This is a genomic window from Nocardia abscessus NBRC 100374, from assembly GCF_000308455.1.
Lineage (GTDB): Bacteria > Actinomycetota > Actinomycetes > Mycobacteriales > Mycobacteriaceae > Nocardia > Nocardia abscessus.
In genome coordinates, this window is sequence record NZ_BAFP01000099.1 from 85,241 (window position 1) to 101,113 (window position 15,873).

17 protein-coding genes and 1 tRNA gene are annotated in these 15,873 nt (G+C 69.3%); 5 read left to right on the forward strand and 13 right to left on the reverse strand.

The window, feature by feature from the left end; genetic code table 11:
- Nucleotides 1-6 precede the first annotated feature (6 nt).
- The 3 genes from ON19_RS19750 to ON19_RS42910 all read right to left on the reverse strand — a co-directional run bounded on the left by ON19_RS19750 (nucleotide 7) and on the right by ON19_RS42910 (nucleotide 2,193).
- On the reverse strand, nucleotides 7-1,164 hold the full coding sequence (locus tag ON19_RS19750; protein ID WP_043694723.1) for a glycosyltransferase: 1,158 nt from the start codon (nucleotides 1,162-1,164) through the stop codon (nucleotides 7-9).
- Between the two features lie 68 nt (nucleotides 1,165-1,232).
- Complete coding sequence (locus ON19_RS19755) at nucleotides 1,233-1,943, reverse strand: PIG-L deacetylase family protein (RefSeq protein WP_043694726.1); 711 nt, start codon at nucleotides 1,941-1,943, stop codon at nucleotides 1,233-1,235.
- Nucleotides 1,944-2,019: 76 nt separating this feature from the next.
- Entirely contained in the window at nucleotides 2,020-2,193 is a 174-nt protein-coding gene (locus ON19_RS42910) for a hypothetical protein (RefSeq protein WP_039799283.1), read from the reverse strand.
- Nucleotides 2,194-3,072: 879 nt separating this feature from the next.
- Here ON19_RS42910 and ON19_RS19770 point away from each other — a divergent pair.
- Complete coding sequence (locus tag ON19_RS19770; protein ID WP_043694732.1) at nucleotides 3,073-3,282, forward strand: PucR family transcriptional regulator; 210 nt, start codon at nucleotides 3,073-3,075, stop codon at nucleotides 3,280-3,282.
- Between the two features lie 118 nt (nucleotides 3,283-3,400).
- Here ON19_RS19770 and ON19_RS19775 read toward each other — a convergent pair whose 3' ends face one another.
- From ON19_RS19775 to ON19_RS19780, 3 genes are all read right to left on the reverse strand, one after another.
- A complete protein-coding gene (locus tag ON19_RS19775; protein ID WP_083899489.1) occupies nucleotides 3,401-4,036 on the reverse strand; it encodes a PRC-barrel domain-containing protein in 636 nt (211 codons plus the stop codon).
- 78 nt (nucleotides 4,037-4,114) lie between these two features.
- On the reverse strand, nucleotides 4,115-4,282 hold the full coding sequence (locus ON19_RS42020; protein ID WP_157229762.1) for a hypothetical protein: 168 nt from the start codon (nucleotides 4,280-4,282) through the stop codon (nucleotides 4,115-4,117).
- Between the two features lie 188 nt (nucleotides 4,283-4,470).
- Nucleotides 4,471-5,988, reverse strand: coding sequence for a bifunctional phosphatase PAP2/diacylglycerol kinase family protein (locus ON19_RS19780; RefSeq protein WP_083899496.1), 1,518 nt, complete (start codon nucleotides 5,986-5,988; stop codon nucleotides 4,471-4,473).
- Between the two features lie 240 nt (nucleotides 5,989-6,228).
- Between ON19_RS19780 and ON19_RS19785 the strand changes: the two genes are divergently transcribed.
- Nucleotides 6,229-6,429, forward strand: a complete 201-nt coding sequence (locus ON19_RS19785; RefSeq protein ID WP_043694735.1) for a hypothetical protein — start codon at nucleotides 6,229-6,231, stop codon at nucleotides 6,427-6,429.
- A 12-nt stretch (nucleotides 6,430-6,441) separates the two neighbouring features.
- Here the strand turns inward: ON19_RS19785 and pspM are convergent, their stop codons facing one another.
- The 5 genes from pspM to pgsA all read right to left on the reverse strand — a co-directional run bounded on the left by pspM (nucleotide 6,442) and on the right by pgsA (nucleotide 10,255).
- Complete coding sequence (gene pspM, locus ON19_RS19790) at nucleotides 6,442-7,332, reverse strand: phage shock envelope stress response protein PspM (protein ID WP_051169076.1); 891 nt, start codon at nucleotides 7,330-7,332, stop codon at nucleotides 6,442-6,444.
- A gap of 139 nt (nucleotides 7,333-7,471) precedes the next feature.
- Nucleotides 7,472-8,293, reverse strand: coding sequence for a phage shock protein PspA (gene pspA, locus ON19_RS19795; RefSeq protein ID WP_043694738.1), 822 nt, complete (start codon nucleotides 8,291-8,293; stop codon nucleotides 7,472-7,474).
- Between the two features lie 199 nt (nucleotides 8,294-8,492).
- Complete coding sequence (locus tag ON19_RS19800; RefSeq protein WP_043694741.1) at nucleotides 8,493-8,957, reverse strand: helix-turn-helix domain-containing protein; 465 nt, start codon at nucleotides 8,955-8,957, stop codon at nucleotides 8,493-8,495.
- Between the two features lie 114 nt (nucleotides 8,958-9,071).
- Complete coding sequence (locus tag ON19_RS19805) at nucleotides 9,072-9,599, reverse strand: CinA family protein (RefSeq protein WP_043694744.1); 528 nt, start codon at nucleotides 9,597-9,599, stop codon at nucleotides 9,072-9,074.
- Entirely contained in the window at nucleotides 9,596-10,255 is a 660-nt protein-coding gene (gene pgsA / locus ON19_RS19810; protein WP_043694747.1) for a CDP-diacylglycerol--glycerol-3-phosphate 3-phosphatidyltransferase, read from the reverse strand. The genes ON19_RS19805 and pgsA overlap by 4 nt, the downstream gene beginning before the upstream one ends.
- A gap of 142 nt (nucleotides 10,256-10,397) precedes the next feature.
- Here pgsA and ON19_RS19815 point away from each other — a divergent pair, with 142 nt between their 5' ends.
- Nucleotides 10,398-10,964 carry an amino-acid N-acetyltransferase gene (locus tag ON19_RS19815; protein WP_083899490.1) on the forward strand — a complete coding sequence of 189 codons (567 nt, stop codon included), beginning with the start codon at nucleotides 10,398-10,400 and terminating at the stop codon, nucleotides 10,962-10,964.
- Nucleotides 10,965-10,990: 26 nt separating this feature from the next.
- On the forward strand, nucleotides 10,991-11,275 hold the full coding sequence (locus ON19_RS19820) for a YciI family protein (RefSeq protein ID WP_043694751.1): 285 nt from the start codon (nucleotides 10,991-10,993) through the stop codon (nucleotides 11,273-11,275).
- Nucleotides 11,276-11,279: 4 nt separating this feature from the next.
- Here the strand turns inward: ON19_RS19820 and ON19_RS19825 are convergent, their stop codons facing one another.
- Nucleotides 11,280-12,260: a TerC family protein gene (locus ON19_RS19825; protein WP_043694754.1), complete on the reverse strand. Its 981-nt coding sequence runs from the start codon at nucleotides 12,258-12,260 to the stop codon at nucleotides 11,280-11,282.
- Between the two features lie 678 nt (nucleotides 12,261-12,938).
- On the opposite strand from ON19_RS19825, the gene ON19_RS19830 reads away from it, so the two are divergent.
- A tRNA-Leu gene (locus ON19_RS19830) sits at nucleotides 12,939-13,015 on the forward strand.
- Between the two features lie 6 nt (nucleotides 13,016-13,021).
- On the opposite strand, the gene ON19_RS19835 is transcribed toward ON19_RS19830, so the two are convergent.
- Entirely contained in the window at nucleotides 13,022-15,622 is a 2,601-nt protein-coding gene (locus tag ON19_RS19835) for a DNA translocase FtsK (RefSeq protein WP_043694756.1), read from the reverse strand.
- Nucleotides 15,623-15,873: the final 251 nt, after the last annotated feature.

Sequence of the window (15,873 nt, forward strand, 5' to 3'; positions counted from 1 at the left end):
TCCCGGTCAGGGATGCACGGCGTGGCGGATCTGGTGGCACAGGGCGACGGGATCCGCGAACTCGGTCGCGGTGGCAGCCTGCCCGGCGGCCTCGGTGTAGCCGGGATCGATGAGGATCTCCTGGACGGCGGCGCGGAGGGCCTCGGGTGTCAGCGGCCGGACGACGATCGAACTGCCCTGTCTGGCAGCGCGATTGGCCAGCTCCCACTGGTCGCCGCCACCGGGAACGGTCACGATCGGGACGCCCGCGGACAGCGACTTGGCGAGCAGGCCGTGGCCGCCACCGCCCACGACGACGGAAGCGCGGGTCAGCAGTTCGTCTTGCCGCCCGAGCCCCGCCGTCGCCCACGGAGGAAGGTCGGCGGGCGGAGTGTCCAGCATCGAAATCGCCACGCGGACACCGGTTCCCTCCAGCGCTTCCAGGACGGTCTCGGTCATGCCCGCCACGCCGGTGTGCGCGGTCGACGGGGCCACCATGACCAGCGGCCCGTCACCGGGCGGAAGATCCAGGATCGCGTCGGTCGGTTCCCACAGCAGCGGACCGATCACATGGGCGGATTCCGGCCAGTCCGGTCGCGGCACTTCGAGCGCGGGCAACGTGGCGATCAACCGTGCGGCGGGGCCGGGGTCGACGGCCGGGAGACCGACACTCTCGCGAGCCCGCTCCCGCTGCCTGCGGCCGTTCCGGAGGGCCCGTGCGGTCATTCCGCGCAGCACACCGTCGCGTAAACGCCCGAGCGCGCCCGCGCCGGGTGCGAGCCCACTTCCGATGGGCGGCAATCCCTTCGACGGCAGATACAGCGGGTGCGGGGACAGTTCCACCCACGGGACGCCGAGCCGCTCGGCGGCCATCCCGCCGCCCGCGGTCAGCACGTCGGAGATCACCAGTTCCGGCAGCATGGCGCTCAGTTCGGGCAGGATCTCGGTGGAGATGTGCGCGGCCCGCTCGTGGATGCGCTGCCCCGCGTCGGCGTCGTCATCGACCGGCCGCGGTGCCAGGCCTTTGAGTCTGCGCACGCCGATGCCGGCGGCGAGCGCGGCGTCGAACCAGCGCGGACCGGTGAACAGGACCGGCTCGTCACCGGCTGCCAGGAACCGCAAGCACAACGCGATAGCGGGAAACGCGTGCCCGGGATCGGGCCCTGCGACGACGGCTATTCGCATGCGCCTAGCCTGCCACACTCCCCCGAGGGCGGACCGCACCCGCATCCGTGCCGACGCGAGTCGAGGGTTCAGCCGGCGAAGAAGAACAACTCGAACCCGACCGCGCGCTCGGCGGGAAACCCCTCCTTGGGAGCGGTCGCCTGCTCGACGACGGCGCGTACCTGATCGGCGACGGGCTCGGAACTCAGCGCCTCGAGGTAGCGCCGGTGCGCGGCCAGCGACGCGGCGGCCTGCTCGACGGTGTCGGTGACGTCGACGGCGTGGGTGGCGGCCGGTCCCACGACCGCCGCCCACCGCGCCGACCACGGTTCCCATTCGGCGATCTCCGGGAAGATCCACTCGTTGCCCGCATCGGAGACGGCATCCAGCGCGGCCCGGCCGACCGCACGGTGATCGGCGCTGTTGACGTAGCCGGGCGCCCAGACGTCACCGAAGTTGAACAGCACCACCATCTCCGGCCGGTGCCTGCGAATGGCGGCGGCCAGGTCACGGCGCAGGCCGAGGCTCTCCTCGACGCGACCGTCCGGATAACCCAGGAACTCCACCTCCCGCACGCCCACCGCCTCGGCCGCCGCGATCTCCTCGGCCTCGCGCAGCGGGCCGGCGAGCGCGGGGCGCAATCCGGCGATACCGGCCTCCCCGCTGGTCACCAGCACGTAACGAATGTCCTTGCCCTGCCGGGTCCACCGGGCGACCGCCGCGGCGGCGCCGTATTCGATGTCGTCGGGATGCGCGACGATCACGAGGCCGCGCTGCCAATCTTCGGGAACTTGCTCCACGAAGAGTCATTCAAACACCGCCGGTACGCGACGGCGGTGCGCCGCCCCGCTGGGCGTCGCACCGCCGCGTCCGCCGCTACAGCTTGCTCACTGTCGAATTGTCCGAGCCCGACACCGCCTTGTACAGCAGGTACAGACCGAACACGATGGCGCTGATCACCAGGATCGGGAACAGGCCCTTGATCAACGCGCCGATGACGGCCAGCGCGATCCAGACGACGGCGACGATGCCGATGATCTTCCACAACATTTCGATGCCTCCAGAAGTTCGTTTCCGCTTCGAGCATGACAGTCGGAGGAGCGCGAATCAGCAGGTAGGAAGGTATTTCGGGGTGAAGATCAGGGTTTGCCCCGACATCCTGCCACCACCGGTCGGGTGCCGATCGGGGTTACTCGCGTGCCTGCGGGCGCACAGAGCACACCCGTCATCCGAGCGCGTGATCAATGGAGCGGGACGAATCGGCGACGATGCCGCGTCCACCGGAATCTGAGCACCACGGGGCCGAACAGAGACATCGAGCACCGACCGAGGCGAACATCTGGTTGACGCTTGCCTCTGCGCAGGTCACGCCAGCGGTGTCCGTCGACTTTGCCCGCAGCAATGCGTGTCGATACGCAATCCAGCCAGGGCGGACGCTTCACGCCAGGACGACCGGCTACGCAGTGACGACGGGCGTTCGGTGCCGGGGTCCGCGATATCGACGCACTACCTCGATGGCCACGGACCGGAGCTCATGACCCAGCTAACGTCGAGTTCGGATGTCCACGCCCCGCCGGCGGACGTGCCGGCGTCATCGCTGCACGCTCTGGTCTCGACGTCGGTGCTGCTCTTCGCCGACTGCGGGGAATCGGACATTCTCCGGATCGCCGCGGAGTCGGTAGCGTCCATCGGAGGCTGCCGGGCACTGGGCTGCTATCGAGTGGTCGATGGCGAGTATCTGCTCACCTCGCGATCACGCCCGGTCCCGTCCAGCGTGGCCGCGCAACTCCGCGCGCAGAACGGCGAAGGCCACCTTCGGCTTCCCGGCCGCCGTTGGGGCTGGGCACTACCCTTGCGCGACCGGTTCCAGACGGTGGGTGCGATCGTCGTCGGCGCCGACCAAGAGCCGCCGCAGGCGGAGACGATCTGGTGCACACCTCGAGCCGATACCTCGAATGCGGTGGCAACTACGACGATTCGGCCGCCGCGCTGCACATCCATCGCAGCACCTTGCGCTACCGGCTCGAGCGCATCCGCGAGCTCACCGGCTTCGACCTGCGCGATGTCGACACCCGCTTCGATCTGCAAGCCGCCACGCGCGCATGGCGATTCCTCTCCCTGGTCGCACTGCCCACCTGACGGGCGAGGCAGCCGACCGAATCGCGAACAGCGATGGTGTGCGCGTCAGCGGACACGCACACCATCGCTGCCGACGAGCCCGGTCGCACACTCCGCACGGCCGGGTCCGTTCGCCCGATCAGCCCCTACGGCGCTCGGGGTCCGGGTCTCCTGTCTGTTCGGTCAGGGGGTCGGGGTGCGGAATGCCATCCGGTTCCTGCATACCGAGATCGGCCGTGTCGACGGCGTAGGGGTCGATCATCGGCTCACGCCCTACGCTCGTCCCGTCGCCGCCGGCCGGCATCCGCAGCGTCTCTTCCGCGCTGTCCAAATAGGTCCGCATTCGTGCCGTGGCGACGTCGCCCTGCTCCCTGGACCTCTCCTCCGGCGGGCGGGTCATCTCGGGGCGGGCTCGCCGCGGCTGCGGAACCGGCTGCCTGCCGTAGACATCCCAGGCGGCCTGATCCGGATCGATCTGGTAGTGGTCGAACAGTTCCTGCTCGGCCTGAGGGCTGATCTGCCCGTTGTGGTCCAGTTGCGGCGAGGCTTTCACCGCTTCCTTCCCGACCCGCACCTGCAACGTGGCCGATTCGGGGCGATGCTCGGCTCCGGCCAGCGGGACCAAGGCGTCGGCGCTGAACAGGCCGGTGGACACCGCAATCCAGGTCGGTGACCCGGAATTGTTGTCGACGTAGACGCGTTTGACCTTGCCGATCTTCTCACCTTCGGGGCCGTACACCGAGCTGCCTATGAGCGTTTCCAGCATTTCAGTCATGGGTTCCTCCGCAGTTCGTCCGTGCGATGCGCAGTCCGACAGAACGCGGCTGTCCACCGCGCGTGCTGAGAAAGGGCTTCAATCGCTTGTGGGTCGATCGGTGGTGTCGGGACCGGCGGCGAGGCGCTGCGTTCTCCGCGCCAGCCGCACCGGGTCCTCGGCGGATTCACACGTCAGGTACCGGCTGACATCCAGCCGCTGCGTGTCCTGGTCGAGCAGCGATAGACGGTAGGAAACATCGAGCATGACTCGCTCCTGCCCAGTAGTGCATGTTCCCGGGCCACAAGCGCGGCCGGGAGAAATCAGCTACATGGTGGCAACTACCCGGACCATCGCAGATCAAACGCCGATTACCCAACGATTCGACGACCAGAAGCGAGAGCGGAAGCGACATAGCTATTGCATAGCTACCTCGATGGGTTCCGCCGGGCCGCTCAGTGTGCCGGATCGGGCGTCCCGTGGCGGCCCTTGAGCAGCGTCAGAGCGGAGGGCTTACTGGTGAACCGGAAGTTCTTGCCGCGATGGTCGACTTCGCCGTCGGTGGCCAGCGAGACCGGCTCCTCGGCCACCCCGACGTCCACCCGGGAGACCCGGCGGTGCCGATAGGTCGGTGAATACTCCAGCGTGCCGGTGAACGTCGCGAAGACCAACCGCAGGCGCGAGAAGGGGACGTCGGCGCGCAGGTACCGCACGTCGAGTGTGCCGCCGTGCAGTTCAGGACGCGACATCGGGATCTGATCGGCGGGCCGGTAGGCGCCGTTGCCGACGAACAGCATCCACAGCGCGATGCGGGCGTCATCGATGGTGACGTGCAGCGGCTTGGCGCGCAGCAGCACGCGCACCATGGCGAGGCCCGCGGCGGGCCATTTGCCGATCCGGCGTTCCCAGCGTTCACGGACGCGCACGAAGTCGGGATAACCGCCCAGGCTGGCGGTGTTGACGAAGATTCGCCGCTCGGCGCCGTCGAACGACACCTCGGCCACATCGACGCGGACAACTTCGCCCGCCTCCAGCGCGGCGAAGGTCACCGCGGAATCCTCCACCCCGGCGTCCCTGGCGAAGTGGTTCAGCGTGCCGCCCGCGAACACCGCCAGGGACAGCCGGTGCCGTACCGCGTACTCCGCGACGGTGGACACGGTTCCGTCGCCGCCGACGACGCCGAGGGCGACGATGTCGTCGCGCCGCAGCAGTTCGTCGACCCGGGCCTCGAAATCGTCGCCACCGGTGAGTTCGAGCACCTCGGCGGCGGGCAGCCGGTCACCCACGGCGGCGAGCGTGCCGTCGCCGTTGCCCGACCCCGCGTGCGGATTGCCGATCAGCAGCAGTCCGGCGCCGCCCGGCAGCGGGTCGATGTGGCCGACCGGGCCCAGAGCGGCGGGTTCGTCGTCGCGCACCGCCCACCATCGCCGGGTGAGCAGCGCGACCGCACCACCGAACAGGGCACCCGCGACCACGTCGGATGGCCAGTGCACGCCGATGTGCACGCGCGAGTACCCGACCGCGGCGGCGACCGGCGCCACCGCGGCGGCCGCAGCGGGGGACTCCAACGCGAGGCCCGCCGCGAACGCGGCGGCCGAGGCCGAGTGTCCGGAGGGGAACGACGACGAGACCGGCGGCGCGACCAGCCTGCGCACGAACGGAACGGATTCGTCCGGCGGGCGGCGGCGCGGAAACAGCGGTTTGGCCACGCCGTTCGCCACGCCGCTTGCGATGCCGAGCGCGAGCAGGCCGCGCGCCGCACCGCGCCGGGTCGAACGATCTCCGGCGACGAACAGGACCGCTCCGAGCGCGATCCACAGGCGGTTCTTGTCGGCCGCGGTACTCAACGCCTTCAGCACCCGGTCCGCCGGGGTCGCGCGCACGCGCGCACTGCGGCCGACCAGCCGGCGATCCAGGCTGCTCGTTATTCTGGCCACCCCACCGTCGCGCCGCTGAGTCGAGAGAAACCGCATCGCCGCCAGCCTACCGATCGGACGCGAGGTCTCGGCGACCGGCGACGGGCCCGGCGTAGGCGCCCAGGCGTTCACCGGCGCGGTCGCGACCGGATCGCGCACCCTTTCAGTGCACGGATGTACTCTGATCTCGAACGCACAATGGCGTTGAGCGACAACCGGGAAGGGATGATCGACCGATGCAGACACCCCAATCAGCACACACTCATGCACTGAATCTCAGGTGACGGCCGGAACCTGATGGAAAACACGAACGAGCTGGCACAGGAACTCGCGGCCGCGGCACGACGACACGGCTCGGCGATCGCGGGGATCGTCGGCTCCGCCGCCCGCAAAGCATCCTGGGAAGTGCTCGACCTCATGGCCGAGAGCCGCGAACTGGTGGGCGCGGCGTTTCGCGTCAAGGCCGAAGAGCTGCGCCGCCGGGACCGGGCGAGCTGAAACCGGATCCGGTCAGATCGGTGGCCGTGGCGACGCGGTCACCGACTTGTCGGCCACCTCGGTGAGAGCCTGTGCCCATCCGTCCAGCCGGTCGGAAGCGTGCCGCAGATCCGCCACGATGGTGTCGAAGTTGTGCCGCACCACCGTGTTCTCCGGAACCGCCAGGATCCGGCCCGCCGCGGCCACGACCTGCTCGTACTCCGCCACGCCCGCGTCGAGCCTGGCCAGCGTCAGCCGCAGGTTCTCGGTGAGCGCCACCGCCGCGGGCGAAGTCGCGCTTCCCATCGCGCCGAGGCCCTGTTCCATCGCCATGATGTCGGAGGCCAGCGCGTGCAGCGCCGCGGCGCCCGAGGCGGCCGTTTCGAGCATGTCGGCCAGCTCGTCCGGAGGCAGCCGGTGCGAGCGCGCGATGTGCGCGCCCATTCCGTGCAATGCCTTCTCCGCGCGCACCAGGCGGGAGATCGGCGGCCGTGCGTTGGACCACAGCGGGGGCTGCCTACGCGGGATGAACGCCGGGTGCGGCAGCGGCGCACCCCGCAGCCGCAGATAGCGGCGGGTGCTCAGTGCCGCACCGGTCACCAGCGCGACCGCGCCGCCGCCGACCACCACCACCGCCCATACCGGCGCCGAAAGAACAACGAGGCCAAGGGTTCCCGCCGTGGTGAGACCGGAAACGGTGCCCAACTGATAGCTGCGGCGCCGGGCCCTGCGGCGCCGACGCAGCTCCCGCTCGCGCGGATCGGCCCAGCGCCGCACGGCGACAAGCGCGTTCTCCCCGACTTCGCGAAGGCTGTCCGGCAGGCCGCCCGGCTGCGGTGCGAGCGCGGCCTGGGCCCGGATCATCGCGGACCCACGCAGTCGCCGCGTGTCGGGCTGCCGCTCGCGAAATGCACTGCCGCTCATTCCTTCTCTCCCACCGGTTGCACACATCGGGCAGGCCGAGGCCCGACTCGGCCGACGGCCGGCCGGTCGGGTCTCCACGCCTTGTCTTCCAGTGAACCAGTCGCCACCGACACGTGCCCGTCCGAACGTGCGGCCGAGGTTACTGCTGCGCCGCCTGCCCCTTGTTCATCTGCGGCTGAGCCGCTTCCGTCTGGGCCGGATTGATGGCGGGCTGGGCGCCACCGGCGGGCAGCTGGTCGCCGCGCATGGACGCGCGGATCTGCTCCAGTTTGCTGTGCCCGGCCATCTGGATGCTGGCCTGCTGCACCTCGAGCATCCGGCCCTGCACCGTGTTCTGCGCGAGTTCGGCGGCGCCGAGCGCGTTGGCGTAGCGGCGCTCGATCTTCTCCCGCACCGCGTCCAGGCTCGGCGTGCTGCCCGGCGCCGACAGCGTCGAATCCATCTGCTGCAGCGAAGCGGAAACCTGCTCCTGCATCTTGGCCTGCTCCAGCTGGCTGAGCAGCTTGGTGCGCTCGGCGACCTTCTGCTGCAACAGCATCGCGTTCTGCTCCACGGCCTTCTTGGCCTGGGCAGCCGCCTGCAGCGACTGGTCGTGCAGGACCTTCAGGTCCTCGACGGACTGCTCGGCGGTGACCAGCTGAGCGGCGAACGCCTCGGCGGCGTTGGTGTACTGGATCGCCTTCTCGGTGTCGCCCGCGGCGGTGGCCTGATCGGCCAGCGTGACGGCCTGGCGTGCGTTGGCGTTGAGCTTCTCGACCTCGTCCAGCTGCCGGTTCAGTTTCATCTCCAGCTGACGCTGGTTGCCGATGACCGACGCGGCCTGCTGCGAAAGGGCCTGATGCTGCCGCTGGGCTTCCTCGATAGCCTGCTGAATCTGGACCTTCGGATCCGCGTGCTCCTCGATCTTCGCATCGAAGAGGGCCATCAGGTATTTCCAGGCCTTGACGAACGGATTAGCCATCGATTGATCCCGCCTCCATCTGACATGCCGCGCTCCGGCGCGACTCCAGTGCGCGACCGTCACGCACTCGATATGTGCCTATCCTCCACCATGTGGCACCAGGGCCGGGCAAACCCGACCCAACCGACGCCTAGGGAGAATCTATCCGCTTTCCGCGCCGGTCCGCAGCGTTGCCACCGTGACCACGTCTCGCCGCGCGTCACGCGCCCTTCACCAGGACCAACATGTCCGATCGCGGTGCGGGGATGACGATGCGGGTGTCCTCCGCCAAGGGCAGCGGTCGCGTAGCCGCGTCGGCCGCCGACATCGTCGCCGGAGCCGCTGCAGGATCGGCCTGCGCGGCAGGCTCGGCCGCGGTCTGCTCCGATTCGGCCGCGGCCGGAGCGGACGTGGTCGCGGCCTCGTCCGCGGCAGCACCCGCCGTCGGCCCGTCGGCACCCGCCATGATCGTGCTCACATCCCACAGCACTCGCGACAGCGGCACGTCCAGCGCCTCGCAAATGGCGGCCAGCAATTCGCTGGAGGCCTCTTTACGACCGCGCTCGACCTCGGAGAGGTAGCCCAGGCTGACCCGTGCGGACGTCGACACTTCGCGCAGGGTCCGATTCTGGGCGAGACGCGCACGCCGCAGACTGTCCCCGATCGCCTCTCGCAGCAGCGTCATCTCGTTCTCCTTCGCTCCCGGTCGCCGGGCCGACGCGATTCGCGACGACCCCGCGCATGCCGTTCTTTCTGGCACAACGTGGGAGCCGGGGCGGTGGTTCCCGCCCGGGCGACCTCAGCCGCCTCGCCCGACGCGCTCGGCCGCATCCGTACCCGTCTCCCGCACACACCGCAGCAATTCCGACACCGCGGTGTGCGTCGCACCGATTCTGATCGTCCACCGGTCGCCGGAGAGTTTCAACCGCATCACTTCGGTATGGCCCGGTCCGGCCAGTCCGAGGAAGACCGTGCCGACCGGGTGCCCGTCCTGTGAATCGGGCCCCGCGATCCCGGTCAGGCCCACGCCCCAGTCCGCACCGCAGCGCGTACGGGCGCCGACGGCCAGCTGCTCGGCGGTGCTCGCCGCCACCGGGCCCTCGGTCGCGAGCACCTCCGCGTCGACGCCGGCGAGGCTGTGCTTGAGGTCGGTGGCGTACACCACCAGTCCGCCGCGCAGCACGGCGCTGGCGCCGGGCACCCCGGCGATGGTCGCGGCGAGCAGGCCCGCGGTCAGCGATTCGGCGGTCGCCACGGTTTGCCGCACGGTCACCAGCGCGCGGACCAGATCACCGGCGGGCACGCCCGCGACCAACGGATCGCTCATACGCCCCGCGTCCGCCCCGGTCCGCCCGCGAACCACACCCGGGCTGCCTGGCCGACGTAGTCCAGCCCGGTGACGACGGTCAGCGCGACCGCCAGGTACATCAGCACCATCCCTGCCTCGGCGACCCAGCCGGTCAGCGGCAACAGCAGCATGGCGATCGCCAGCGACTGGACCAGCGTCTTGAGCTTGCCGCCGCGTCCGGCGGGAATCACGCCGCGCCGCACCACCACCAGCCGCAACAGCGTCACGCCGATCTCCCGGCCGCAGATCACCAGCGTGATCCACCAGGCCAGATCGCCGAGCACGGACAGCCCGATCAGGGCGGACCCGATCAGCGCTTTGTCGGCGATGGGGTCGGCCAGCTTGCCGAAATCGGTCACGAGACCGTATTTGCGAGCCAGTTGCCCGTCGAACCGGTCGGTGATCGCGGCGAGGCCGAACAACGCGGCGGCAGCGATCCGCCAGCCCGTCTGGTGACCGTCCGCGGCGAACAGCGCCGCGACGAACAGCGGCACGATCGCGATGCGCAGCATGGTGAGCACGTTCGCGATGTTCAGCAGCGGCGCGCCGGTCTCGGCCTGGGCGGTCGCGAACCCGGGCCTGCTCGGGTCGGGCGGACCCCAGGGGCGGTCCGTCTCGTCGGGTTGCACGCTCATGCCCTCGCCTCACCGGCGGCGCGCTCGGTCACTGCCGCCTCGTCACGCCGTCGCGCGACCCGGCGCGATGCGGTGTTGTGAACGGGAGGATCTGCGGCACACGTTCAGAGTATCGGTAGCCGGGCCGACTACTGTGCACCCCATGACCTCTCGGGGACCACTAGGTGGTTCGACAAGCGACGCTCACCCGGGCGCGGCTTCGGCCGCGCAGAGCTGCCTCCCGGTCGTCCGACGCGCGCGAACCTCCGACGTGCCCGAGATCAAGCGCCTGATCGACGTCTACGCGGGCCGGATCCTGCTGGAGAAGAACCTGGTCACGCTCTACGAGGCGGTGCAGGAGTTCTGGGTGGCCGAACTCGACGGCCGCGTCGTCGGCTGCGGCGCGCTGCACGTGCTGTGGGCCGACCTCGGCGAGGTGCGCACGGTCGCGGTGGACCCCGACGTCAAGGGCACCGGTGTGGGCAAGCTCATCGTGCAGCGGCTGGTCACGGTGGCCCGTGAACTCGAGTTGCAGCGGCTGTTCGTGCTGACCTTCGAGGTGGAATTCTTCGGCAGGCACGGCTTCGTGGAGATCGAAGGCACGCCGGTGACCGCCGAGGTCTACGCCGAGATGTGCCGCTCCTACGACACCGGTGTGGCCGAGTTCCTCGATCTGAGCTATGTGAAGCCGAACACTCTCGGCAATACTCGAATGCTGCTGACGCTCTGAGTCCGTCCCCACAGGAAGCGATACCCGTGCCGATCTTCGCCGTCCATTACGTCTACTCCGAGGCCACCGCCGCGGGCCGGGACGTCCATCGTCCCGAGCACCGGGCCTGGCTGGCCGGCTTGCTCGAATCCGGCGCCCTGCTCAGCAGCGGCCCGTACCCGGACGGGTCCGGGGCGCTGCTGATCTTCCGCTCGGAGGACGCCGGGCAGTTGAAGGACCTGCTCGCGCAGGACCCGTTCGCCCGGGAGAACCTGATCGAGGACGTCCGCGCCGTGGAGTGGGCTCCGATCTTCGGCGCCTTCGCGTCCTGAGCGGCTAGCGGTTCGCCTCGGCGCGGGTGCGGAGCAGGCTCGCGACCGTCGCGACGACCAGGATGATCAGGATGACGCCCAGCGAGACCGGCGTGGAGATCTCCGGGACGGTGACGTGCTCGCCGCCGTTGACGAACGGCAGGGTGTTCTCGTGCAGGGCGTGCAGCACCAGCTTCACGCCGATGAACGCGAGAATGGCCGCCAACCCGTAGGACAGGTAGACCAACCGGTCGAGCAGGCCGCCGATCAGGAAGAACAGCTGTCGCAGGCCCATGAGCGCGAACGCGTTCGCGGTGAAGACGAGGTAGGGCTGCTCGGTCAGGCCGTAGATGGCCGGGATGGAGTCCAGTGCGAAGAGCAGGTCGGCGAACCCGATCGCCAGCAAGGCCAGCAACAGCGGCGTGACCGCGCGGCGCCCGTCGACCCTGGTCACCAGCTTGTCGCCGTCGTATTCGTCGGTGGTCGGCAGCACCCGCTTGGCCAGTGCGACGATGCGGCTGTCGCGTTTCTCCTCGACCTCGACCTCGTGACCGCTCTCGCGCATGAGCTTGACCGCGGTGTAGACGAGGAAGAACCCGAACAGGTAGAACACCCAGCTGAACGCGCTGATCGCGGCCGCGCCGACCGCGATGAACGCCCCGCGCATCACCAAGGCGAGCACGATGCCGATCAACAGCACCTTCTGCTGGTAGATCCGGGGCACCGCGAAGGTGGACATGATGATCAGGAAGACGAACAGGTTGTCCACCGAGAGCGCCTTCTCGGTGACGAAGCCCGCGTAGTACTCGCCTGCGTAGGTCGAGCCCCACTGCCAGGCGACCACGCCGCCGAACAGCAGCGCGAGCCCGATGTAGACCGCCGACCAGAAGCCGGATTCCCGGAACGTCGGCTCGTGCGGCGTGCGGACGTGGGCAAAGAAGTCGAAGACGAACAGGCCGAGGATCACCACGATGGTGATCACCCATTCGAGTGCGGTTACGTGCATGCGGTGTGCCGATCGGAAGCGAAACTCATGATGTCCATAATGCCCGAATTGTCCGTTGCCCTTCAGTAGCGGGTTGGTTGCCGCCCATAATTCCACATGCGTTCACCCGGCCGTTCGTGCCACAGGCTCGGTACGACCATGACCGGACTCGACTTCTCTCCCGCGTCGCTCGCGCAGGCGCGCTCGCCGGCCGAACGGACCGGCCCGCCGATCGCTGCCGACGGCGGGGCCTGACGCCGACCGGTCTGGTCGCACACCGCAGTGTCCCGTGTAACGCGTTGCCCGGCCTGATGACAGCGGGCCCGGATGGCGAATTGCGGCTGCCCCGACACCCGGAAAGGCTGCCGTTGAGCTATACCCTTCAGGCCCGGAAGAACTGAACGAGGTAGGGTCGTCGGCGAAGCGAAAGCGGTTCACAACACCGGCATCCGGTGCTACTTTCTGAGCGGCGAAGATCAGACCACACCGAAGGCGAGACGATGACCGAGACAGTGCGGCGGCAGGGGTTGCCGAGCGGTGTCCGGCAGTCGCGCGGGCTATCGGCGTCGTCCGTCTCTGGGCGGATGAGCGCGCGGAGCCGCCCCTGAACGTGTCTATCGCAGGCCCGTACCGAAGGGGTCACTCCGCGGCGAATCGCCGAGGGGTGGCCCCTTTTTCGCGGTCGGGCACGCCGACCGATCCCTCGTAGCCCAATCGGTAGAGGCGCCGGACCTAGATTCCGGGAGATGCGAGTTCGAATCTCGCCGAGGGAACCAGCCGGATCACTCCTGTGGCTCCGAGTCGCCGTCCTGCCCGCCACCGCGGATCGACCACAACAACCCTTCCAGCTCATCGGGTTTGACGAGTACGTCGCGCGCCTTGGAGCCCTCGCTCGGGCCGACCACGCCGCGGGTCTCCATGAGGTCCATCAGCCGCCCCGCCTTGGCGAAGCCGACCCGCAGCTTGCGCTGCAGCATGGAGGTGGACCCGAACTGCGAGGTGACCACGAGTTCCACCGCCTGCAGGAAGACGTCGAGATCGTCGCCGATATCGGGGTCGACATCCTTCTTCTCCCCGGCCTTCGCGGCGGTGACACCCTCTTGGTAGTCCGGCTCGGCTTGGTTCTTGGCGAAGTCGACGACGGCATGGATCTCCTCGTCGCTGATGAACGCGCCCTGCAGGCGGGTCGGCTTGCCCGCGCCCATCGGCAGGAACAATCCGTCGCCCATGCCGATCAGTTTTTCCGCGCCGGGCTGGTCGAGGATGACGCGGGAGTCGGTCAACGACGAGGTGGCGAAGGCCAGCCGGGAAGGCACGTTGGTCTTGATCAGACCGGTCACCACGTCCACCGAGGGCCGCTGCGTGGCCAGCACCAGGTGGATGCCCGCGGCACGGGCCTTCTGGGTGATACGGACGATGGCGTCTTCCACGTCCCGCGGAGCGGTCATCATCAGATCGGCCAGCTCGTCGACGATGGCCAGGATGTACGGGTAGGGCCGGTAGACGCGTTCGCTGCCCAGCGGCGCGGTGATCGCTCCCGACTTCACCTTCTTGTTGAAGTCGTCGATATGGCGCACCTTGTTGGCCTGCATGTCCTGATAGCGCTGCTCCATCTCCTCGACCAGCCAGGCCAGCGCGGCCGCCGCCTTCTTCGGCTGGGTGATGATGGGCGTGATCAGATGCGGAATGCCCTCGTAGGGAGTCAGTTCCACCATCTTCGGGTCGATCAGGATCATCCGGACCTCGTCCGGCGTCGCCCGCTGCAACAGCGACACCAGCATCGAGTTGACGAAGCTCGACTTACCCGAGCCGGTGGAGCCCGCGACCAGCAGGTGCGGCATCTTGGCCAGATTCGCCGAGACGAACTCGCCTTCGATGTTCTTGCCCAGACCGATCACCAGCGGATGGTGGTCGGTGCGGGTGGAGGGCGCCTTGAGCACGTCGGCCAGCCGGACCAGCTCGCGGTCGGCATTGGGCACCTCGATGCCGACCGCGGACTTGCCGGGGATCGGCGCGAGCAGCCGGACGTTCTCCGTCGCGACGGCATAGGCGATGTTGCGGGCCAAGGCGGTGATCTTCTCGACCTTCACGCCGGGCCCGAGTTCGACCTCGTAGCGCGTGACCGTCGGGCCTCGGACGAAACCGGTGACCGCGGCGTCGATCTTGAACTGCACCAGCACCTCGGTGATCGCCTCGATCATCGATTCGTTGGCGGCGCTGCGCTTCTTGGGCGGATCCCCGTCGGTCAGCAGCGACAACGGCGGCAGGGTGTAGTCGCCTTCGACTTCGCGGTCGGTGACGAACTCCAACTGCTGGGGCGGCGGTGGCGTCTGGTCCTGCACCGCCGGGGCGGGGCGCTGCTTCTTCGGCTTCGGTTTCGGCGCGGGCTCCTCGACCGCGATCGGCTTGGCGTCGCGCAGCGGGGGCTCGCCGATCGCCTCGGTGACCGCGTCGGGATCACCGAACTCGTCGGGCGGGTAGTTCTCCGCGGGCGTACGACCGCGCCGCTTGGCGCCGGTGCGGCGCACCGGGAAGCCGCCGGCGTCGTAGTCGGCCGGATCGTAGTCCCGGTACTCGCCGTCGAATTCACCGTATTCGTCGCCACCGGTCGCTGTGCCGAGGTATCGACGCAGCTTGTCGGGCACCTCGCGGACCGTGGTGCCGGTCACCAGCAGCGCGCCGAAGACGATGGCCAGCAACAGGATCGGGACCGACAGCCAGGCCGTGAGGCCGTTGGTCAGCGGGCCGCCGGTCACGAAGCCGACGAAACCCGCTGCGCGGGAACGCCCGTGCGCGTCGGTGGGGGCGCCCGCGGCGATGTGCCACAGCCCGAGGACCGGCAAACCGATCAGCAGGCCGCCGAGCACCAGGCGCGGCCGGATCTCGGGGCGCGGTTCGGTACGCATCAGGACGACGGCGATACCGGAGGCGACGAACGGTAGTCCGGCGGAGGCCGATCCGGAGATCGCGCGGATGACATCCTCGACCCAGTGGCCCACCGGCCCACCGGCCGACAACCACACCGCCGCCGCGATCACGGCGCTCAGCGCGATCAGGGCCAGCGCGGCACCGTCGCGCCGATGGCCGTTGTCGATCTCCCCGGCCCGACTCAGCGTGCGCGTGGTCGCACCGAGGCCGCGGGCCAGCATGTTCCAGCCGCTGCTGATACCGCGGGTGATCACCGCGAGCGGCGCGGTGTTCGAAGTGTTCGAAGTGCGGCGCACCGGACGGCGCGCCGGGGAACCGCGGCGGCGGGGCGCCGGGTTCGCTCGCGGGGTCGCGGTGCGGGGCGTGGCCGCGCGAGACCGCGCCGTGCTGGTCCTCCCCCGGGCCGATCCCGCCCGCGCCCGACTCGTCGTGGTGCTGCGGGACTTACCTGCCATGGCCCCAGGCTAGCCGCAATCGCCCCATCCGGACCATCCGCAACACTGGTATTGCCACGCCTCCGCACGCTTTCGCGCCGGTCGCGACCTTCCCCGCCATGGAACGGCCCAGCTTCGGCGGGGTTGCGGATGCCCGCGCACCAGGCCGCGATCGAGGTGCGGACAGCGTGACGCTCCGTTCAGCGCCGGGATCCCGGGCCGGGATCCGATCGGCGTCCGGAGCGGAGAGGTGGGGAACGTCGCGCAGCCGG